Below are 21,661 nucleotides of genomic sequence, written 5' to 3' on the forward strand. Positions count from 1 at the left end.
ACAAGCACGATGTCGCACTCGCATTGAGCTTCAGCATGGACGGCCGGGGAAAGCAGACGCCGCGCGGGGGTACCAAGCTTGCGCCTCACCGACCCGGCATGGTGGTTGCTGCGGCCCGGTAGATGCAATGAGCCTTCGGCCGTCATAACCCACTCAACATATTCAAGGAAGGTTACGCATGAAACGGATTACACTTCTCGCCGCCGCAGGTGCTTCTTTTTGGCTCTTTTCACCTGTGGTCAACGCACAGACCCAAGCCGCCTCCACTACTGAAGCGAATCCCCTGCCTCGGATGGACAAGGACTTCGTTCAGGCCGCCAGCATGTCGTCGTCGACTGAAATCGACGCAGCGAAGCTCGCGACCAGCAAGTCCACCGACAAGGATGTGAAGTCGTTTGCTCGTCACATGATGGTGGACCATACCAAGCTGACCATGCAACTGAAGATGGCTGCACCGCATGGCGTCGAGGTGCCGAAAGACAATTCGGACACCAGCATTCTTGACACATTGAAGCAATTGAATGGGAAGGAATTCGATCAGGCTTACATACAGAAGGTGGGCTTGGAAGGTCATCAGTCGGCCATCGCGGTGTTCGAAAAAGAGATATCGGACGGACAAAACGCCGACCTGAAAAAAGCGGCGCAAAAGGCGCTCCCGACGATCAAGGAACATTACAAAATGGCGCAAGATCTCGCGGCGAAAAAGGGCGTGGCCCACTAATCGGCTCGCGACGCGGCGAGCACGCCATCCCCGAAAAGCGTGTCTGCCGCGGTTGCGGTTGCGGCTGCGCGTGCGGCAGGCGAGGCCAGCACACCGTACGTGCCGCTCACGGCAGTGATCCGCGCATTCGGCTGGATCCGGACCTTGATGATCGTGACAACCGTTGTCCCCGTGCCTGTGGGGGCCTACTTTGCGGGCCGGTGTTGGCCCGTTCCCGACTGGTTGCATGGGGACGCCTTGCGCGGACGGCCATGACGCCCTGTATCGTTTTCGGATTCGCGTCGATAATCGGCGTGCGGCGCTAATTGCCCGTCGCTGGCGTTCTTACCGCGTATGCCTCAGGGGATGCGGGTGGCCGGTCATGCCGCCGACGTCACGACATCGTCGTCCGCCATAAGAACGCTTGCCATCCCGAACCATTCCCGAGCCCCAACTTGTCATCCGGCATGGCACGCTGTCGGAAATTCACGTGCCGATCTAGCATTTGCATAAGCCAGTTGGAAGGGCCGATCTGTCGTTGGCGAGGCCGCGTGGTGCTGGCAGGGTGCACTACATACGGGAAACGATTGCCCGTCGCTCGGGCGGAGGCCGGACACTTTCCTGCTTGGACCAACCAGGTGATTCGATTGACGGTTCTCACCTGACGCTACCAGCGGTACGCTGCTTGCGGCAAAGGGCGCGCGGAGTGCACACCCGCGCATAGCGCGGGCCATGTTCGGTGCCATGCTGCTGGAGCGCACTGCGCTTCCCGCAGTGCGCTCGACCATAGGACCTGCTCTCAAAAGCAAATCGGCGATGCCTTTGGTGGGAATGCTTGCGGGCATGCGCTTGACTTCCTTCAGTCTGGCCCAGCGGCACCGAGCAATTTCGTTGCCGGGCGACGGCTTGGCTTAACTCAGGGAAGGCCGTGCGCGACAGAGGTTCGTCGGTCTCCGGTCGGCCGCCAGGCATTGCCCAACGGCGGCGCTCCTTAGCGATGAGCAGCAGCCGTCCCTTTCTGCTACACGCTACGGTGGCCCGTTGTTTCATGGTCGGTTCCTGGGAAATATCGACGGCCGAGCATGGGCCGTGCCGCGATCGTGCGACTCTGGATGAGAGAGTGCTCCTGGCGTGTGTCTGCCGGGTCGCTCCGCTGCGCCTCTCTCAGTGCATCGCAGGACAAGGTATCGACACCGCTATCCCGCAGTGGGCGCGCGGGATGGAGCGACGGGACTCGCCACCGTCTGGCGGGTCGTTCGCGAGCTTCCTTGCCGGTGCGGCTGTGTGGGGAGGCGCCTAGAATCCCGCCCACGCGTTAATGCTCGTCGACCCAGGCAACAGCACGCTCTCGTGCGAGAGCCATTGCTTCATGTTCATCGACAAACGCCAGATGAAATTCCATCTCGTGCACGTCTTCCGCGGCGAGGCCATCACCCTGCTGCCTGTAAATACGGGCGTAGCCGACGATGTCTCCATCGACCAGGCTAGCCGATACATGGATTGTGTATCCGCGATATTGACTTTGCATGGCGCGCATTCCGAAAAGTAGAACCGTCGTAGCAGTGATCGTGCCGCGGAAGCGGACCGACCATGCTGTTCAGAGGCGACTATGCGAAAGTCCCTTGCCACGATCGCGTCAGTGCCCGAAAGGGGCGCGTGCTCGTCCCGCAGTCCTGATGCGAGTCCAGTCGTGCTGATGTACATCGCGTGCATAACGCCCCCGGGAACGCCGCGGAAACGCGCGAGATCATCGTGTCCAGATGCTCGCGCTGTGGGCATGCTGAAATCATCGGCTGGCGGGGGAAGGGGAACTGCTGGCAGCCGAATCTGCATTCGCTGCCCCCCCTGCTTTGTCACCGGGTTTGCAGCCGGTGGAAATGGCCAAGGCGAACACCATGATGGCGCCGGCCAGGATTCGCGTGTAGAAAGTCGGGGGCATTGTCGTCTCTCGTCAAGCTTCATAGCATCTGTCTGCGCCTGCCTCGCTGCGCATAACAATATGGCTCCCTTCATCGAGCTAATCTTTTCGCAGCGACCCTGGTCGCCAATGGGCGCGGTAATGGGCGGGCATGCGCATCCGCTGCCGGTTCCACGCTGCTGGTTCCAGTCTGGGATAGCACGTAGCACGCCTGGAACCCATGCGCCGCGCCGTGCTTTGCAGACGTGGAGTGTCTGCTGGTGAACAGGGTGCTGATTGCATGACCGTTCAAGCGGCTTACGCGCAGCGGGGGTCGTGCGGTCATGCGCAGAACGAAAGAAGCAGCGCAACTGTCCAGATCGCTAACTGGCAGGCTAGCATGCCACGATTAAGCGTTTTCATCCTGCGTTCCCTCGAAAATGCTGACTGAGCGCCACCAGCCACATGGCCGACTCGCGTGTAAACAATCCATGCAGCGCGCCGGTGGGTCGTGCCAGCCCTGGACGGCTCTATTCACAGCGGACTCCTTGAGCGGCGCAGGATGGCCGCCCCTGAAGGAATTACGACCCGTACACGTGAAAATTACAACGTCTGGTTCGCAAGGCCGATGCGGCAAGGGGTGGCTCAGATTCAGGCGATGGGCGAATGACCGCCCGAATGACGAGATGGATCATCGCGCTATCGGCAGCAAACGCCGGCTCAGCTCGAGCGCCAGCGCGAATGAAGCGTTGCAACTCACGAGCCTGCGGGGACTGGACGGCTTCCCTGGTCGACTGACTTCGGTCAAAGCCGTCGGCATGCGCGTGCCGATGGCTGGCAACAAAGGGTTAGGGACCAAATGAAAACCATCCTCGACGACGACCCGTTCATCGCGAAGTCCTGGACACGCATTGTTCGTCTGGCGGCATATCGGGTCATAATCGCTGGCAATGGCAGCGAGGGATTTGCCGCTGCAAGGGCTGAGGTCGATGCCCACTGTGGACGGCGTCGAGCTCTGTCGTCAGCTCAAGCGGGAAACACGTCATTGCGCATCTGAAGCGACAGTATCGTACTGTACCGATGTTCTCCCTTTATGCTGCGACCAACTGGAGCGCCCTGCCTCTGACGTTGGGACCCGGGAAGGAGGGGCGACGTCCGCCAGTGTCGCGATTGTTGAATACACTGAATGTCGTGTAGAAACGGCAGGAGTGGCCGAACATGAAAGCTGGCTGGCACCGAAGACTGAGAGCAAGCGAGCACTATAGAGCCGGGAGCGGTCTAGTTCCGCGTTTGCCACCGGCTTCAGGGCCCGTGGAGACGTATTGGTCGGCAGTCAGGGAAGCAGTCCGTGATGGCGCACTCGCGGTCGACTGTCTACATAGGTTGCAGAAGGGTAACGGTCATGCTGCCTGAGCCAGTTTTCCGTGAAGTATTGCTGCGAATGGTCGTCGCAGTGCTTGTTGGCTGCGTGGTGGGCGTGGACCGCAATCTCCGCGGCAAACCCACCGGGGTGAAAACCTTGGGTCTGGTTGCGCTCGGCGCTTGCCTTGTAACCATGGCGGGCGCAGGGTTTGCCGTAAGCGGAGTGGGGATTGATGCGAATGCCGCTCGCGCCATTCAGGGCATCGTTACTGGTGTTGGATTCCTCGGTGCCGGCGTTATCGTTCAGACCGGCGGCGAAGAGAAAATTCGTGGGCTTACGACCGCGGCGTCCATATGGGTAACGGCGGCTCTGGGCATCGTCTGCGGTATAGGTGCATGGTCTATTGCGCTCACAGCCACCGTGCTTCTGGTCCTGCTACTAATCCTTGGTCGTCCGGTCGAGCGCGCGCTGCATCGGCGCTGGTTGAAACTGCCACAACAAGACCGCGATATCATTACGCGGCACGAGGAATAGTGGCCGGGCGCATTCCCGGCCGGTATCGTCTCCCGGGACCCTTCCCGACCCAACTCGATCCAGCAGAGCAATCAATCACATGTCCAACGATAGAGAACTGCCCGTGTCACGGTTCGCCTGGAGGTTCTCGAGGCCGGTCGACGAGTTCGATCGAAGCTTATCGCCGGCGTGCTTATCACCGCGTTCGACGCCTTTCTGCTGCTGCTCCTGATGAACAAGGGCTTCCGCTTTCTCGAAGCCTTAGTGATCGCGCTGCTGCTCGTGATCGCGGTGTGCTTTGCGGTGCAGATCGTCGCGGCGGCGCCGCCGGTCATGGCCGTGCTGCGGGGCTTCGTGCCCTCGCCGGAAATCGTGACCAACCGCGAGATGCTCTATGTCGCAATCGGCATCATCGGCGCGACGGTTATGCCGCACAACCTGTATCTGCACTCGTCGGTTGTGCAGACCCGGGCATACGCGCGCAACGATGAGGGACGGCGCGATGCGATCAGATGGGCCACGACGGACAGCACCATTGCGCTCATGCTCGCGCTCTTCATCAACGCGGCGATCCTGATGGTCGCAGCGAGCGTGTTTCATGGTACCGGCCACACGGACGTCGCCGAAATCGGTGAGGCCTACAGGCTTCTTTCGCCGTTGCTCGGGCTCGGCATTGCATCGACGCTGTTCGCGCTTGCACTGCTCGCCTCGGGGCTTAATTCGACCGTGACGGCGACGCTCGCGGGGCAGATTGTCATGGAGGGCGTTCTCAGGCTTCGCATGCCCTACTGGGCGCGTCGGCTGGTCACACGCGGCATCGCAATCGTGCCGGTCGTGGTCGTCGCCGTGCCCTTCTCGCCGTAGAGAGCGCCCTAAGGGTCGGCGGGCTGTCCATGGGAAGTACAACGTTTGGGGAACGGGTCCGCGCGAAGGCGTATGCGCTTTGGGAGGCTGACGGTAGCATGGAGGGTCGCCGATGAGTATTGGCAGAGGGCTCACCGCCTTGTCGAGGAAGAGAGCGCAGGCGGCGACAGTGCTGATGCAACGCAGGATGCAGCGTAATGCGACGACGGGCCGGCGTGAACTACATTTGTCCCGTTTCAGCGCGGTCAGGGGGCGAGATTTCGGTCGTTAAGCAGGCCGCAGGAACCGGTCAAATCAAGGCAGTGGACAGGAACGCCCGGATCGCGAGGGTCCTATCGGCGTCGACAGTGGCATGGCTGTGGCTAAGCGGACGCGCGCGTCTCACCGATGCAAACAGGGCGACACGGCAGTTGCGGACGGCTTTTTGTTCGCTGGGTACGGTAGTTGCGCGCCACACATTGCATTCCGCAACGAGAGGAGAGTTCGATGATCTCAGATCTGCCCGGCAGTCAAATTGACCTTCCTGATGACCAGCCAGACGGGGGAAAGCGGACACCTGATAATCCTCCCGAATCCGGCACACCATCCCCCGACAGCGCCGCCGAAGAAGAAAAGATCCTTGATGAAGGTGAAACGCAACCGCCCACGAATCAAAAATGACTGGCACGGCGCCGCCCCGAGCCGGCCCATGTACTGAGCCTGCACCGCCGAACGCCATTGAACGATCTATGCCCGACGCTTCGGCGCGTTTCACCCGGCCACTACTATCGGCGGTTGACAGGCACGTCCGATGCGCAAATTAGAAGAGAGCGTCGCGGTCCGCCTACGGGCCGCGCCGCAGCGGCAGGCGCCTGCCTGCCGAACTCAAGAGCCGTACCCAAGCCGAATCCGATGCGAAGTCAGGTGAGCGTGCGTGCGAAGCGCGCGAGCCAAAGCTGATGCGAGCCGCGGTGTACAGCATCCATGGACGTTAAAGCGAAGGAGAGAATCATGCAAGACGCCAATCAGGGTGGCGAACAGATGAATCCGGGTGACGAAGCGCCAGCCGACGCACCCGGCACGGGCGAAGACCTATGCCGCGCGTGCCACGGCACCGGCAAAATAGAAGGGGAGCAGTGCAAGGCGTGCGGGGGCACCGGCAAAGTGCAACAAGGTATCGGAGGCGGTTGAGACCTCGCGTGAACTGACAGCCTCGCAGGGCAATACGGACACGTGATCACGAGCTTCGACGGAGGCTGTCGCGGCCATCTGACCGAAAAAGCAGCGCGGGTGCCGTTACGTCTCGCTTTTCCGATGCGGCCACTGCTACCTGATGTTCCCTGGGCCGATTTTTCGCCCTACGGCGGGTCCCGGCTTCACTCCGACGCGCGCATAAAGGAACCCGCGACTCCCTGCGGTGTTTTCTGGCCAGTCGTGCGAATTATGCAGTACTCGATGTGCGCAGGCGCGCGAGGAGTTTAGGACCGGGAAACGTTCTGGATCACGGATCGCCCCGGCACAGACAATAATGAATTATGAAGCTGCGGCGGCCGTTCCATTGAAGCAGCAGGCGATGTCTCAGCGCGCCGACGCCAGCGGGGGGCGCGCAAATCACCGTATCCAGAATGCTTCAGCCCCTGTGAACGCTTCGGCCAGCGCCCCGGGCCCAGGGGTTGCTCGTCTATGCGTTTGCAGCGCTACGTGAACGTAGATCGGCGCAATGGACCCCTCATCAGGAGATCGTCATGACTGAGACCGAACGTCCCACACCGCCTATGTCGGCGCAGCAGCAGAACCAGACACCCGGTCGCACCGCCGACATGACGCCCAGGCCGGATCACGGCGAATACTCATACAGGGGGTTTGGCCGTCTCGCCGGCAAGGCGGCGATTGTCACTGGCGGCGACAGCGGCATCGGCCGTGCCGTCGCGATCGCGTTTGCGCGTGAAGGCGCCGACGTGTTGATAGCCTATCTGGATGAAGACGACGATGCACGCGAAACCGCGCGGTGGGTCGAGGAAGCTGGACGCAAAGCGGTGCTGTTGCGCGGCGATATCAGGAGCCGCGAGCACTGCAACGAGATCGTGGAACGCGCGGTCGAGGCGTTTGGGCGGCTCGACGTCCTCGTGAACAACGCCGCGTACCAGATGACCTATCCGTCGCTCGACGCAATCACCGACGAGGAATGGGACAAGACTTTCGATACCAACATCGGCGCGATGTTCAGGATTACGCGGGCCGCGGTGAGGCACATGAAGCAGGGCGGTGCGATTGTGAACACGTCGTCGATAAATGCGGATCACCCGAACCCCGGGTTGATCGCTTATGCGACCACAAAGGGCGCGATACAGAACTTCACGGGCGGTCTTGCGCAATTGCTTGCGGAAAAGGGTATTCGCGCGAACTGCGTGGCCCCGGGGCCGATCTGGACACCGCTTATTCCGTCGACGATGCCGCCGGAAAAGGTCGAGAAGTTCGGCCAGCAGGTGCCGATGAAGCGGCCTGGACAGCCGGCAGAACTGGCGGCTGTTTACGTGATGCTCGCGTCGGATGAAGCCAGCTATGTCTCGGGCGCGACAATCGCGGTAACGGGCGGTGCGCCAATCATCTAGCCGCGGGCCGCGATCACGCGAGTCGAGGCCCGCGCGGCGGTGCCATAAAGGTGCCGGTTACCGGGTACTCGTTGCCGCTCATACCGCGCACAAACCGCGTGATCCGCACGAAGCGGCGAGAGGGAGTCGCGGCCGGCCCTGCCGTTGACGCGGCTTCGTACGCCTGAGCTGCTTACTTCCCGACGCCCGCGCGTCACCTACCGGACGCTCACCCCGATTCGGCGTGGTTTCACTGGCGCAAGTGGGAAACCCTTCGGCTGCGGTCACTCACCTGGTTCCGGGGAGAGGGCGTCGGCGGACGGGCGGAATGACGCCTCCGGCGCCCGGCTCGCCCGCAGGCGCGAGGCTGCGGGCCATCAGGGGGCGGAGAGTTGGCGACCAGCGAACTCGATGGCCTTTTAACCCTGTCCAACGGGCCAGGGAGCCTGCAGGACTGACCCATAGCTGTTGACCTTGACCGGAGCGGCGACCAGTTTTGCACGTGTGCAGTTCGCCCGACGTTCGCCACGCCAGCATGCCGGATTCGGCCCGGGGGCACAGACGCCGGGGTGTGGCAGAGCAATGGCCCCGTTGCATGAAGTCCCACCGATAGCTAGGGTGACGGGATATCCACTCGCTCAACGGGAAAAACCATGAACAAGCAGGAACTAGTGGACGCGGTCGCGGCGAAGACGGGCGGCAACAAGGCCGCCACGGGAGAGGCGATCGACGCGGTGATCTCGGCGATCACCGGTGAACTGACGAAGGGCAAGACGGTGCAGTTGATTGGCTTCGGCTCGTTTTCCACCGGTGCTATGCCCGATATGCCCGACATCCCGCGGCGCCACTCGGAACCATCGACTCAATGAGCGTCCTGATCTATGCATCCAGATCGGTAGGATCGCCAGGCTTTCGGGTTCAGCGATAACACGGATTGGCAGCCGTACACATCGCAGGGATCGAACTGCCATTGTCACAACGACGATCTATAGTTGAGAGCAACGGGCTACGACCGAGGAGTTGTGCATGCACACAGCGACGGTCGAGGAGCGCATCCGGGCCAAAGCGTATGAGCTCTGGCAGGACGACGGCAGCATGGAAGGATGTGCGGACGAGTACTGGCGCAGGGCGAGAAGTCTAGTCGAAGCCGAACTCGCGGATGAACAGCGTTCGCAGGGACACGTCGATGGCGCGGCGGATGAGAAGGGGCGGGACGGCGCGGCGGACGACTGCTAGTCCCCCGCGAAAAGCTGGGGGCCGCGAGGCAGTGTCAGACCGCGTTTCTGCACGCGCAACGGAAAACGGCCGTTACTGGACGACACCTTTCTTCGAAGCGAGCTGTTGCGCCATCTGATTGTGCTCCTTGTCCTTCGGGCACGACGCATGCGAGACCGACGCTCGCAGGCCTATCACAGTTGCGTTCCTGCGCGCACGTTACGCCGGAGCGATCGCTCTGAGACCCGGGTCCGGGACATTCCGCATATGCGTTCGTCATCGGCCGCAGCCTTGTTTCCAACGACACCTAGCCCGTCCGATGTGTTCCCCGCTCTGCAGGGGATTCGCTTCTGACGGAACCCACTTTATTTTTGGAGAGATGCGATGTTTGTTCACAACAAGCGACTGCAGTACACCGTCCGTGTAGCGGCACCGAATCCGGGCCTTGCCAATCTCCTGCTCGAACAGTTTGGCGGTCCGCAGGGCGAACTGGCCGCCGCGTGCAGGTATTTCACCCAGGCGGTAAGCGAGGACGATCCGGGCCGGCGTGACATGCTGTTCGATATCGCGACCGAAGAACTCAGTCACTTGGAAATCATCGGCTCCATCGTTGCCATGCTCAACAAGGGCGCGAAAGGGCAACTGGCAGAAGGCGTGGAAAAGGAAGCGGAGCTCTATCGCTCGCTGACTGGAGGTGGTAACGACTCGCACACGACCGCGCTGCTCTACGGTGGCGGCCCCGCACTAACGAACTCGGCGGGCGTGCCCTGGACGGCGGCTTACATCGACACCATTGGCGAGCCCACAGCAGATCTGCGATCGAACATTGCTGCGGAAGCCCGTGCGAAGATCGTCTATGAACGGTTGATCAACGTGACCGATGATCCGGGTATCAAGGAAGCGCTCGGTTTTCTGATGACCCGCGAAATTGCGCATCAGAAGTCGTTTGAGAAAGCCCTGCACTCGATCCAGCCAAATTTCCCGCAAGGGAAATTGCCAGGCGTTCCTGAATTTACAAACGTGTATTACAACATGTCCGACGGCGATGACGCGCCGCGCGGTCCATGGAATGACGGGCCGGGTTGGGACTTCGTCGAGCAGCCGCAGCCTGCGGTCGACGGGGGTGATGGCCTTGCCAGCGTCCAGGTCTCACAGGAAGATGTCGAAGTGTTGAGCGCGATGGCATCGAGAACGGCCTCTGCTACTGAGACAGATCCGGTGACCGGCGCCGACCTTGGCGCGGGGCAGGATGCGGCAGTCGCGAAGGAAGATCGCCCGTAGCTTCAGTCGGAATCGCCAGCGGCTTTTCGCCGGCGACAACAACCCCGACGAGGACCCACTCGCGGACACGCCGAGTGCCCGGGCCGACTCGCTTGACACGTGTCAGGGGTAGGCGACGTGTCGATCCCGCGGCGAAGCGGCCCGACGCCGCCCATCAGGCACCGAGGTCTGACTTGCCCCGGGGTGATCGCTAGGGTCGGGGCTCGTGTCCGGGTCTACGCCGTGGTGTTCCGGCACGTACGGACCTTCCTGTGGGTTGTCCTTTCCTCTCGGTACGAGCGTCTCGTCCATATTGCCGTGCGGGCGCTTTTCGATCGTACCGTCTTGCTTCTGGATGAACTGCGGCGGGCTGCCGGGCAGTTCTGTATCCGCGATCGTCAGGCCGGCAGGCAGTGGCAAGACGACCTTCGGTATCGGGTTTTTGCGGCTCGCCACACCCGAGCGTCCGGCCGTTCATGTCGGCTTCTCGGGAATCGGGAACTCGCCCGGGTCGTAGCGGGCAGTTGCAGTGGTCGCCAGAACAGATTGCTGGTTGGCTCAAGCACTCTTGCGCGATCAACAAGGACTATCAGGTGTCGCAGGAGACGATCTACAGGAGCTTTTATATACAGGCCCGCGGTGCGCTAAAGAGGGAATTGCTGGAGCATTTGCGCCGAACGCGAGCGATGCGTCGTTCCCGTCATCACACCACGAAGACTGACGACCACGGGAGAATCTGCGACGCCGTATCGATTAGCGAACGCCGCAGCTGCCGAGAATGTCGCCTCATTGGGGCGGCCGAGCGGCCTCGTCTGAAAGCCACGGAATTCATCGAATCGGATCGGTGCGGCGGCACACAGCGTGGTCGGCAGCACCCACACATGATCGCATCTCAGTTCAAGGCCGGCCAAGAGTCCTGGAGCAAGGGCACCAAGGGCATCGCGGCCATGCACCCGAACTGTCGCGCACACAGTTCAAGAAGGGCTCCATGAGCGGCGCAGCGCGACACAGCTGCTTGCCGATCGGCTCGCACCGGGTCAGCAAAGACGGCTACCTCGAGCGAAAGACCGATGACGCTCATCCCGTGCCGGCGCGGTGCTGGGTAGGCGTGCATCGCCGTGTATGGGAGACCGTAAACGGCCCGGTACCGCGCGGTCACGTTGTTTGTTTCCTGCCTCGTCGCCGCAGTGGCGAGGTCCAGAAGATCACGCTCGATGCGCTCAAGCTCGTCAGTCGCGCGAGACTAGCGCCGCGCAACCATCTACCTCGCGCAACCCGGAGTTGGCCAAGCTGGTTCAGCTCAAAGGCGCAATCACACGTCAAGTAAATCGAATCGCCCGTGAGGCTAAAGAGGAACAGTCATGAGCACCATTACCGATTTGTGCGAGCACTTGATGCAGACGCTTGCGGACCCGCGCGACCGCGAGAACCCGATGGATGTAGACCGGGCACGCGCCGTGGCGCAGGTTGCAAACGTCTTGGTCGATAGCGCCAAGGTCGAGGTCGACTGACCACGAATACAGACCCGGTCCGGCTGAAGACGTGCCCGCTTTGCGGCTCAGGCACGACGACCATCAAAGACAAGGGAAGGTTTTGATGGGCACGCGCTATAGCGAGCCGAGCAGCGTGTCCGTGATCCACTGGCGCCCTGAGAGTGACAGCCAGCTTAGCTATCGCCGCCTGGAACCGCCGCGCCCCTGTCGAAGTGCAAGCAGCGGCGGCGTAGGCTGCGGTTGACTAAAAGGACGTGGTTCTCTCCGCGAGGCGGACGGAATCGATTCGCCGGCGCGGACAACGGCGAACTCGTAGCGAGTCATCCGGCTTGTCTCCTGGCGGTCCGAGTGCACTCCATTGAATCGATGTACGTGTGCGCTCGACTTTCGCCGTACTTAAACGCCTGCTGCTCCGAAATGAAGTCGAATTGCTCTGGAAAACTTACGACCCTCTGCATCGGATACTGCAACGACGAAACCTCCCACGACACGCGGTATCGCCGCGCAACGCCCCCGATTTGACGCTTCGCTACTGGAGTGACGTGGACTTCGATCCGGTATCCGCGATACGGCACATAGGCTTGGCTCGACATGGCTGCCTCCGACGACAACGTGCTTACAGATGCGCGCATCGTGTGTGCCTGCCGAACGCCCACCAAGGGGAAGTTCTCAAGGAAAAATCAGCCAAACGACGGATTGGAACTACAAGTGATATTCAACCGCAGGACGAGGCGGCACGTTCTTTTCTAACAGCAGGCCATCGGGGCACGCGCGTCGATTACTCGGGCCTGTTCGTGTTCGACTCGCTACACGGACTAGAGCTGCCTTCTCCGACGGCTTCTCCGCGCGGACGCACAGGCTTGCAACCTCCGGAACGGATACGTGCTATATCACGCTAGGCATTAAAGCGCGACACATGCTGACGGCGAGCGATGGCTTTCTGGAACGATTCCCCCGATGGAAACCCCACACAGTCACTCAATGACCGCCAGCGCGTGCTGCACGGTGAGCACTTTGGGGGAAGGTTGGCCAAGTAGCTTAGCCGGGAAGCAAGCAGATTAACCAGGCAGTTGCATGACGGGTAAATGGGAACCCCGCCCCGCCAAAATCCACTGCTTCATCAAACGCAATAACTCAAACTTCTGGCGCGGACACTGATGTGCTGAAGCAAAACAAGCCTTTTGCAACAGAAATCGGTCGAACTGCGCCGCTCAAAAGTCGCTTTGCAGATTTTTAGCACGCGAAACTTCTCCTCTTGGCTCATTGCGCCTTCTAGCGCAGTCCCGGCTCGCACTTGCTCATCCGACGACAATCGGCCACTAAGGTCATTCGTCGCAGCCAACATTGGGCATTGAACGACCGCATGGCCCTAGACAGCGGTCCGTGGCGAGTTCTGCTGCTCAGGGGTTTGCCGGGGCAACCGCTACTTGGCACTGACGGTGCCCACCTGGGGGCGCGAAACAGCGCTCGCAACGCTTGGTGCTCGGTGCGGCGAGATCAAGGGAAGGCCCAGAGTGGCAGGCGCGTGACTTCGGGCTGTTGTGCGTAAGCGCACATATCTCATCGTTCGCGGATTATCTTCCGAAAGTGCCGCTGCAAGGCACGAAAACACTGTTAATGCCGATCCCGTTGCCAACTGGGCGTATCAGTAAAGCGGGCTAGCTGAATTTGAAGAGGACCGTAGTAGCCTCGGGCCCTTTTCGCCTGGGTTTAAGACTACTTGCACTCCGTTTCGAACCAATGGTCAACCCGGCGCTGCGCCGCGTGTAGATCTGCCGGGTAGTGTGGGTCGTCGTGCCATGGTGACGGGTTGTAGCCCGCTTTGCTCAGAGCCGAAAGCTCGCTGCGGCGTTGTGACTTCGTCCGGGGCGCGTTGATTTTAGTCTCGGCCAGGTCCCGGCACTCGGTTGGGGTCAGATGTCGGCCGCTATCTGGCGCGCCGACAGCGGCGTTTCCAGTCAGTAGGAGCGTCAACGCGGCAACCGTCGAGCAGTTTTTCATGAGCTTTTCCATAGCGCATCTCCATCCGTCCGATTGGCGCAACGCAAGCGGCGCGATGCCGCCAGTCGCGCGTATCCTCCACGCCTATTTTGCCTCGGTTCTTCCGCCAATATCGGACAGTCACGCAGGCAGTCGCTCGGCCATTCCGACAACCGTTTGGTCGGAAGCGGTCTTTGGCGAAAGAACGACCGCCATCCTGACGACGAACAATCGCCCCAGGGCCCAACCTCTGAGAATGTGTTGTCGGTATAACTCTCTCCCCGGGGGAAACGCCAGCGAGACGGCAATCCGGCTCGCGGCGAATAAGCTGCCGGTGATCGGCTCCACCATGCACATGCTGCGTGCCAGGCGGCGGCGTGGCGTGATGTCGCCGAAGCCTGTGGGCCCCGCGTTCGTCAACGCACCCTATAAAAAGCGATCACGAATCTGATAGCGTGGCTGCTGAACGCACGGATCGGGTCGGCAGCCGAATCGTCAACATATAGCCATTTTCTTGCGAGTGGCCAAAGCTTGGGTGAGAGCACCGTTCGATGAACCTTCGGAGGAAGCTTTCCGATTAGGTCAGTTCAACAATGCTGTGGATTTGCACCTGGCGGAAATCGACGGACCCTTCTCCTTGAAGTAGTTAGCGCGTTCGGCACAAAATATACGTACTGGACAAACTTGGTTTCGACTCCGGGAAAGTAGATGTCCAGCTCTGAACTGGACGTAGTACCGATTCGGGCGTAACGATGATGACCAATTTGCTCTTGCTCCCTACGCAAAATGCGCAGGCGAAGATCGTTGCGCGCCAGATGGCTGACCAGTCGATCACGGTTAACACTTCATCTTGAAGCGCACTGGCCGATAGGCGCTCCATGCGGTGATGCAGGGCCGTTGCAATTACCAGACAGTCTTCACGCATTACCTTTCCAATCTTTTGGTGCAATCGATTCGGCATGGTCGATTCGAGGCATGTAGCCGCTCCGGTATGAGTCCGGTTTCATTCCGCATGAAGACTGACAATTTGTCGGGAATGCAGATTGCACCGCGAAACCTGGCAAAGATTGATTCAAGCATCAGCGACACTGCGACGAGAACGGCACATGCGATATCGAGTGGATGACGCTCCAGCACTTATGCGCCTACTTCTGTCGGCTTTTACGGATATACGACAGCCGGCCATCGAGCAGGGTTTGTATCGCTATCTTTGGCGGCACGCCCGCTTCGGTTACGCGGAGCATCTGGTGGATGCGGTGGATGACGTGCGTTCCGGACGAGCGGGGTATTTTGTTTATCATCCGCGGAGCGCCTTGATCTTCACCCACACGGAGTTTGGCTATCATCAATTATTGCTCGCTCACCTGGCGGCGCTACACAAAACAGATTTTCTCCGTGAACACGCGAGGTGGGACGTGCATCAGTTTCCATATGCGGATCCGATCGCGCAGCTTGCGGATGATTGCGTACGCGAGGGACACGGTTTGTATATGTCGTCCGCTTCGAACGGAAATTGCATTACGGTCGGGCGGACCTTCAAATGGGGCCCTCTTGAGCGACTGGCTTTCGCCGCCTTCGAACGAGACGTCATTTGAATCCGGTGAACCAGTCTCACACGAAACATTTCCCTTTCAGAGCTTCAGCCGACTGTTATGCAGTCGCGACTCACGCGCGCTCATCCGCCGAAAATCGGTCATGAATAGCGGCGACATTCGAAAAACCCGCGATGGCGCTGGTTCGGGTCGAGCTGAGTCAATCCTCGCCGAGCTCAGTTCAGCTATCTCTGCTGCCGGATTTGATGCATAGTTGGTAAAAGCTGAGCTTTAGGGGAAGTCGTGGTCCTTCTGATTCTGGACGTAGCAAAAGCCGAACTTCCTGATTTGCAGCGCGATCTACAGGTGTTCGGTGGTGCAACACTGGTGCAGGATGCGTGCTATATCACGCTAGGCATCAAAGCGCGATACATGCTGACGGCGAGCGATGGCTTTCTGGAACGATTCCCCCGATGGAAACCCCACACGGTCAATCTATGACCGCCAGCGCGTGCTGCACGGTGAGCACTTGCGGGAAGGTTGGCCGTAGCTTAGCCGGGAAGCACGCGGATTAACCAGGCGGTTGCATGACGGGCAATGGGGACCCCGCCCCGCCAAAATCCACTGCTTCGCCAAACGCTATAACTCAAACTTCTGGCGCGGGCGCTGATGTGCTGAAGCAAAGCAAGACCTTTGCCCTTGCAACAGAATCGGTCGAATTGCGCCACTCAAAGTCGCTTGCTGGGCCCTCCCTGGCGGCGATAGTTCAGGGCGTGGAATGACGGGAGCAAGGTCCGTCAGATAAGGCTTACCCTGTTGCTTTACCAAATCTGTAGCACGCAAGGCCGCGCTCGGCATGCGCTAGCTCCGCCATCAACAGGCCGTTGTTTGTACGCGTCGGGTTGGCTCCTGCCCAGCCATGGGCTGGCACAAAATAGGTGCCGCAAGCTCACTTAGTACGTTCCCAAAGAGTCTTCTCGAGGGCAACAACGCGACGTTCAAGAGAGCGCGACAGGGCTGCAGAAACGCCCACCAGCCTGCGTCGCGCTTCATCACAATCGCACTGTGAATACAGCAGTCGACCGTCCACGCGAAGGGCTTTTAACGATTCCATCTGGACGACGACCGCAAGAGCCCACTTTGGCCCGTTTAACGATTCCGGAATGAACTTCTCCGCGCAGGTTCTCATAATAATGCTGCCGGGGCGAAGTCTTAGCGTCAACGCCAACCGCAGGACAAAAAAGCCGCAGACAGCGCTGCGGCGAACAAACACACACGCCGAACGTTGGGAACGCTGACGTGTGTGCCAATGCTATACAAGCTCCGGACCGATGCAAATCGGGTGTCTTGTGTGATGATTTTCCGCTCCGTGCAAAGCTTGCGCCACGTGCCTGCTGTCACGCCAGGCGCAGGCGCCACAGTCGCAAAAAAACTACACGGGAGCGGGTGCCAGGTGTAAAAGATCAGTGTCGGTTATCCAATCCGCGGATCGGTTGACCCTCCAGCGGTGCAAGTTTGCCCGCCAACCCAGCTGGACCGAAGCTTTATCCGGACGCCGGTTGCTCACGGCAGCTTAACCGAGGCGGCCTTAATGTCCGAACCGCCAATGACCCGACGCCCACCGCACGAAGACGAGCGACAGTTTGCCCTCTGGCACTCCAAGCGGACGCCCGGAGAGGTCGACTCTCAAGGCGTGGTCGTCGCCCATGCCGATATTTCAGTTGGAGAATCGGCGGCGTTGCTGCTGAGGTTGAAGGGTTTTGTCGCTGTCAGCACGTCGACCATGGAAAACTTCACGCTGATGCTTGAATACTGGAAGCCGCGCGCGGTGCTGATCGACACGCGCCTGTGCCATGCCGACGACTTCCGGTTCGTACGCGAGGCGGCACAAGACGACGAGTTCCGGAGTGTCCTGATGATCGCGATGACTAAAGCCTTTCCGGAGGAGACGCCGCACGATATGAAGCAGATTGGCTTCGACGGCCTGTGTCGCCGGCCGTGTCCAGTCTGGAAACTTGCGGATATGCTTGACGGGGTATTTCGCCGTTCGCCGGATGCCCGCTAGGCGAGCCATGAACGTGTCGAACCGGGCCGACCAAAGTTGCTTTACCGAGCCTCTTCGGGCCACGATAGTTCAGGGGGTGGAATGACAGGCGCAAGGCCCGTCAGATATGGATCGCTACGCCTGCTGTCGCAGATCTGTAGCACGCAAACATCCCCATTTATAGCGACAATCGCCAATTCCGCCGGTCTGGCTCGCGCCACTCATCCGACGACAATCTGCCATAACGAGACATCCGCGGGAAACTGCCGAATGGCCGATTTCCGTTTCGTTGCGGCCAACCGATCATCGCAGGACAGGCGGACAGCGCACCGTCAACGCTTTCTTCCCTTCGCCGCGATTCCCGAATTCGCTCGCTTGCGGAAGAGGCCTTTGCGCTGAGCTTGCCGTCGGCTTTGGCCGGATCAAAAGACCTTGATCGCTCGGTCGAGCCACGGACGAAAGGAACGCGCGGGCCGCCCATCCTGATCGCATCGAATGACGGGGTAATATGTTGGGCGGCCACGCCAGCTTCAAAGACAGTCAAATCGGGAGTCGAATATGCCGAACAAACGGCAACCAGGCGATACGATCCAGAACTGGACGGACAAGTGGGTTGCATCTGTCGCTGACTATTCAGTTTGTGCGCTTTCGGTGGAAGGCCGGATTCTGACCTGGAATCCAGGCGGCATAGCTATCCACGGATACCAGCCGGACGAGATCATTGGCCAGATGCTGGACATCCTCTACACAGAGGATGACCGCCAAAAAGCGGCGCCCGCGGTCGGCCTCGACATAGCCCGACGGACAGGGCGCCACGACACCGAAGGCTGGCGAACCCGCAAGGACGGCACAACGTTTTGGGCCAGCGACCTGGTTACCGCATTGCATACGGAGGGCGGGCAACTTGTCGGTTTTGTGAACATCGTGCGCGATATCACGGATAAAAAGGCCGCGCACGACGCAGTGCTGGAAAGCGAGCGACGATTCCGCTTGCTGGTGAACGGAGTGACTGACTATGCGATCTTCATGCTGTCGCCGGAAGGCGTGGTCACAAACTGGAACTCCGGCGCACGGCGCATCAAGGGCTACACCGCAGAAGAAATCATCGGTTCGCATTTTTCGCGCTTTTACACGCCGGAAGACGCTGCGACAGGACTGCCGCTGCGCGGGCTGACCGCTGCCGCAAGGGATGGGCGATTTGAAGCGGAAGGATGGCGGGTCAGGAAAGATGGCACCCGTTTCTGGGCGCACGTCGTAATCGACGCAATTTACGACGAGGACGGAACGCTTGCTGGATTTGCGAAGATCACCCGTGACAACACCGAGCGGATGGAAGCGAACCGGGCTCTCGAAGAGACCAGAACGGCATTGTTCCAGTCGCAGAAGATGGAGGCCATCGGTAAGCTGACAGGCGGCGTCGCGCACGATTTCAACAATGTATTGCAGGTATTGCGCGGTAACCTGGAACTGCTGGAAAACCGTCATGCCAGCGACGGATGGACCCGCGAGCGGCTCGACAAGGCGATCGACGCGGTAGAGCGCGGCGCCAAATTAGCATCCCAACTGCTCGCCTTTGGACGTCGGCAGCCCTTGCGACCGGTTGTGATCAATCTGGCACCCGCGATACGGGGCATGGATGATCTGTTGCGGCGCGCACTAGGCGAGACCATCGAGGTGGAAACGGTCGTCGCTGGCGGGTTATGGAACACGATCGTGGACATTCATCAGTTGGAGAACGTCATCCTCAATCTGGCAATCAACGCGCGCGATGCGATGCCGGATGGCGGAAAGCTCACCATGGAACTGGCCAATGCGATGCTCGACGATCATTACGTTGCCGGGCTGCCCGATGTGCCGGCAGGCCAGTATGTCATGCTCGCCGTCACCGACACTGGCACTGGCATGCCGCCGGACGTGCTCGAGCGCGCGTTCGACCCATTCTTTACGACGAAACCTGAAGGGTCGGGAACCGGACTGGGGCTGAGCATGGCCTATGGTTTCGTCAAGCAAAGCGGCGGACATACTCGAATTTATAGCGAGATCGGGCATGGCACCACCGTCAAGATCTACCTGCCGCGGTCCACCGAAACGGCAATCGAGCCTCCCGCGAGACCGAGTGTCAGGTTGTTAGGCGGAACGGAGACCATCCTCGTAGTGGAAGACGACCTGAAAGTGCAATCGACCGTTGTCGAAATGCTGTCGGGCCTTGGCTACAGCGTGCTGAAGGCAGACTGCGCCGAACAGGCGTTGACCGTCGTCCGAAGTGGCATCCACATTGACCTGCTTTTTACGGACGTCGTCATGCCCGGGTCCATGCGCAGTCCCGACATGGCCGCGCGGGCGGTGCAGCTTCTGCCGCGCCTGAAGGTGCTTTTTACTTCCGGCTATACGCAGAACGCGGTTATTCACGGCGGACGGCTTGACGCGGGCGTCGAACTGTTGAGCAAGCCATACAGCCGGGAACAGCTCGCCTACAAGATCCGCCAGATACTGGGCGGCACTGGCGCGATCCTTGAAAGCGAGGACGCGACGCTATCAGCAGCAAACGCCGGCATGACAGGTCTGCGGATTCTTCTGGTCGACGACGATCCTGCGTTGCTGGAAGCTACGAGCGAACTGGTAAAATTGCTCGGACATGCTTCGGCTACAACTGGCTCGCCGGCAGAGGCGCTGCGTTGGCTTGAGGACGAGGGATTCGACGTCTTGCTCGCCGATCTCGCGATTCCTGGCATGTCGGGTATCGAACTCGCTGAAAGCGCGGTGCAGTTAAGGCCAGCGCTGCGTGTCATTTTCGCCTCGGGCAACGAGATGCCTGATGTTCCAGCGCTGCCGTTCCGCTGGAAGGCATTGCGCAAGCCCTACACCCTGGAAGAGCTGCATAAAGTACTGGACAGTCCCGAACTTTAGATGCGCTCATCGGTGTACTGGCCACAGTTCATGCGAGACTTACGTCCCGTCCAAAATACTGCACATAAATGTAATCGCATCGCTGGCGACCGTCTCAAATCGAGCCGAGACCCGACGGACGAAAACTCGTCGTGAGAGACCGAAACGGGTCGAAGAACGAAACCGCTCGCGCGGTAGGGGGCTCCGGGCGGCGGTAGGGGTAATGGAGAAGAAACCGACTCTGTTTTCATGTTGAGTGACGAGGCAATCCGCCTCGTCACTCAACGGGAGCAGAGTCATGACCCACCCCCAGCCAGGGCATCAGCCCGCTGCGTCAGCGCATGATCGACGACATGCGCATGCGCCAGCTTTGCCCCAAGACGCAGGCCAACTATTTGCGCATCGTGCGCGAGTTCTCCCGGTTTCTCGGGCGCTCGCCCGATACCGCCACCGTCGAGGACCTGCGACGATTTCTTGCTCATTAAAATTCTCCCACCTGTACTTACTGTCGGCGAGCAGCGGCGAAGAGAAAGCGTAAAGTTGCGAATCCGGATGCCTAAGAGTACCCCCCTCGTGAATTCGAGCGATCACTGCCTTGGCTTGGTCTGTCTCGTCCCTCGACGAATCCATGAAAGTGAAGATCACCGGTCACGCGCCCAGGCATTTACCCAGCAAGTAGGTGGGGGTTTCGCCAAGGGCGATAACGCCCCTGACTCCGGTCATTCGGTATCGAGCACGCCGAAGGTTCGTTCGGGGGGGGGGGCGAATACCGCCGCTGACCTCGCCACATGGGCTTTGCCGCGTCAAGGCAAGGGAAGCGCCCTCGGGCGCGACTGACTGGCGACTCTCGACCCACGCACAGGTACCCTGTTCGAGAAATAGTCGTTCTTCCGCTATGAGTTGCGCAGTGGGACCGACGCTCGCCACGGAGCCCAAGGATAAGGCGGACTGCGAGGCGGGACCTCGCAACATGGAACGAAGGTCCGCATGTGTCCGCCGCGAAGCAAGAGCTATTTGACGTGAACGATGACCGAGCCCTCCGATACTTTCGGCGCGGCCGCACCTGTATCTGCCGCGTTCTTTGCGATCCAGTCCTTTGCCTTTTGAACGCTCTCGTCGACTCCCGCTTTGTCGTTGCATACAGTCACTGAAAATCCGCCATCGTCGCTGCGGGTCAGCGTATAGCCTACAAATCCTTTGACGCTACGCAGTAGCTCTTCGACTTCTGCCGCTCGCTTCTCCAACACGTCAAATAACTCTTTGGCACCCTTTCCGGAATATGTTCTTAAAACCGCTTGCATGATCGTCTCCTGCCTTTTGATTAAAAAGGTATTGAGCATGCCG

General features: G+C 60.1%; 18 protein-coding genes and 3 pseudogenes. 17 read left to right on the forward strand and 4 right to left on the reverse strand.

The window, feature by feature from the left end:
- Positions 1–178 precede the first annotated feature (178 nt).
- Complete coding sequence (locus B0G74_RS33390; protein ID WP_132380372.1) at positions 179–721, forward strand: DUF4142 domain-containing protein; 543 nt, start codon at positions 179–181, stop codon at positions 719–721.
- Between the two features lie 1,294 nt (positions 722–2,015).
- Here B0G74_RS33390 and B0G74_RS33395 read toward each other — a convergent pair.
- On the reverse strand, positions 2,016–2,228 hold the full coding sequence (locus B0G74_RS33395; protein WP_132380374.1) for a hypothetical protein: 213 nt from the start codon (positions 2,226–2,228) through the stop codon (positions 2,016–2,018).
- Between the two features lie 1,228 nt (positions 2,229–3,456).
- Here B0G74_RS33395 and B0G74_RS33400 point away from each other — a divergent pair.
- From B0G74_RS33400 to B0G74_RS33440, 9 genes and pseudogenes are all read left to right on the forward strand, one after another.
- Positions 3,457–3,654 carry a response regulator gene (locus tag B0G74_RS33400; protein ID WP_132380376.1) on the forward strand — a complete coding sequence of 66 codons (198 nt, stop codon included), beginning with the start codon at positions 3,457–3,459 and terminating at the stop codon, positions 3,652–3,654.
- 345 nt (positions 3,655–3,999) lie between these two features.
- Positions 4,000–4,494, forward strand: a complete 495-nt coding sequence (locus B0G74_RS33405; RefSeq protein ID WP_165923972.1) for an MgtC/SapB family protein — start codon at positions 4,000–4,002, stop codon at positions 4,492–4,494.
- A gap of 159 nt (positions 4,495–4,653) precedes the next feature.
- Positions 4,654–5,337: an Nramp family divalent metal transporter gene (locus B0G74_RS33410; protein WP_279388636.1), complete on the forward strand. Its 684-nt coding sequence runs from the start codon at positions 4,654–4,656 to the stop codon at positions 5,335–5,337.
- 486 nt (positions 5,338–5,823) lie between these two features.
- Positions 5,824–5,997, forward strand: a complete 174-nt coding sequence (locus B0G74_RS45935; RefSeq protein WP_165923973.1) for a hypothetical protein — start codon at positions 5,824–5,826, stop codon at positions 5,995–5,997.
- 330 nt (positions 5,998–6,327) lie between these two features.
- The gene (locus B0G74_RS33420; protein ID WP_132380378.1) at positions 6,328–6,507 is read left to right on the forward strand and encodes a hypothetical protein; all 180 of its coding nucleotides are present in this window, start codon (positions 6,328–6,330) and stop codon (positions 6,505–6,507) included.
- Between the two features lie 554 nt (positions 6,508–7,061).
- Positions 7,062–7,928, forward strand: a complete 867-nt coding sequence (locus B0G74_RS33425) for an SDR family oxidoreductase (protein ID WP_132380380.1) — start codon at positions 7,062–7,064, stop codon at positions 7,926–7,928.
- Positions 7,929–8,560: 632 nt separating this feature from the next.
- Positions 8,561–8,835 (forward strand): annotated as a pseudogene (locus tag B0G74_RS33430) (HU family DNA-binding protein).
- Between the two features lie 98 nt (positions 8,836–8,933).
- On the forward strand, positions 8,934–9,143 hold the full coding sequence (locus B0G74_RS33435; protein ID WP_132380382.1) for a DUF2934 domain-containing protein: 210 nt from the start codon (positions 8,934–8,936) through the stop codon (positions 9,141–9,143).
- Between the two features lie 363 nt (positions 9,144–9,506).
- On the forward strand, positions 9,507–10,403 hold the full coding sequence (locus B0G74_RS33440; protein WP_132380384.1) for a manganese catalase family protein: 897 nt from the start codon (positions 9,507–9,509) through the stop codon (positions 10,401–10,403).
- A gap of 102 nt (positions 10,404–10,505) precedes the next feature.
- Here B0G74_RS33440 and B0G74_RS33445 read toward each other — a convergent pair whose 3' ends face one another.
- Positions 10,506–10,802 (reverse strand): hypothetical protein, encoded by a 297-nt coding sequence (locus B0G74_RS33445; protein ID WP_132380386.1) that lies wholly within the window; start codon positions 10,800–10,802, stop codon positions 10,506–10,508.
- 51 nt (positions 10,803–10,853) lie between these two features.
- Here B0G74_RS33445 and B0G74_RS47000 point away from each other — a divergent pair.
- Positions 10,854–11,146 (forward strand): annotated as a pseudogene (locus tag B0G74_RS47000) (IS30 family transposase); the annotation flags it as partial.
- A 597-nt stretch (positions 11,147–11,743) separates the two neighbouring features.
- Positions 11,744–11,893, forward strand: a complete 150-nt coding sequence (locus B0G74_RS45940; RefSeq protein ID WP_165923956.1) for a hypothetical protein — start codon at positions 11,744–11,746, stop codon at positions 11,891–11,893.
- Between the two features lie 1,698 nt (positions 11,894–13,591).
- On the opposite strand, the gene B0G74_RS33465 is transcribed toward B0G74_RS45940, so the two are convergent.
- Positions 13,592–13,888: a DUF4148 domain-containing protein gene (locus tag B0G74_RS33465; RefSeq protein ID WP_132380392.1), complete on the reverse strand. Its 297-nt coding sequence runs from the start codon at positions 13,886–13,888 to the stop codon at positions 13,592–13,594.
- 1,073 nt (positions 13,889–14,961) lie between these two features.
- Between B0G74_RS33465 and B0G74_RS33475 the strand changes: the two genes are divergently transcribed.
- The 5 genes and pseudogenes from B0G74_RS33475 to B0G74_RS33495 form a co-directional block, all read left to right on the forward strand.
- Positions 14,962–15,450, forward strand: coding sequence for a hypothetical protein (locus B0G74_RS33475; RefSeq protein WP_132380394.1), 489 nt, complete (start codon positions 14,962–14,964; stop codon positions 15,448–15,450).
- Between the two features lie 240 nt (positions 15,451–15,690).
- Positions 15,691–15,888: a hypothetical protein gene (locus B0G74_RS33480; RefSeq protein WP_132380396.1), complete on the forward strand. Its 198-nt coding sequence runs from the start codon at positions 15,691–15,693 to the stop codon at positions 15,886–15,888.
- A 1,090-nt stretch (positions 15,889–16,978) separates the two neighbouring features.
- Positions 16,979–17,452 (forward strand): response regulator receiver protein, encoded by a 474-nt coding sequence (locus B0G74_RS33485; RefSeq protein WP_243658435.1) that lies wholly within the window; start codon positions 16,979–16,981, stop codon positions 17,450–17,452.
- Positions 17,453–17,989: 537 nt separating this feature from the next.
- Positions 17,990–20,338 (forward strand): PAS domain S-box protein, encoded by a 2,349-nt coding sequence (locus tag B0G74_RS33490; protein ID WP_132380398.1) that lies wholly within the window; start codon positions 17,990–17,992, stop codon positions 20,336–20,338.
- Positions 20,339–20,658: 320 nt separating this feature from the next.
- A pseudogene (locus tag B0G74_RS33495) lies at positions 20,659–20,790 on the forward strand (phage integrase N-terminal SAM-like domain-containing protein); the annotation flags it as partial.
- A gap of 537 nt (positions 20,791–21,327) precedes the next feature.
- Here the strand turns inward: B0G74_RS33495 and B0G74_RS33500 are convergent.
- Positions 21,328–21,618 carry a hypothetical protein gene (locus B0G74_RS33500; protein ID WP_132380400.1) on the reverse strand — a complete coding sequence of 97 codons (291 nt, stop codon included), beginning with the start codon at positions 21,616–21,618 and terminating at the stop codon, positions 21,328–21,330.
- Between the last annotated feature and the right edge of the window lie 43 nt (positions 21,619–21,661).

This window comes from Paraburkholderia sp. BL9I2N2, from assembly GCF_004339745.1.
GTDB lineage: Bacteria > Pseudomonadota > Gammaproteobacteria > Burkholderiales > Burkholderiaceae > Paraburkholderia.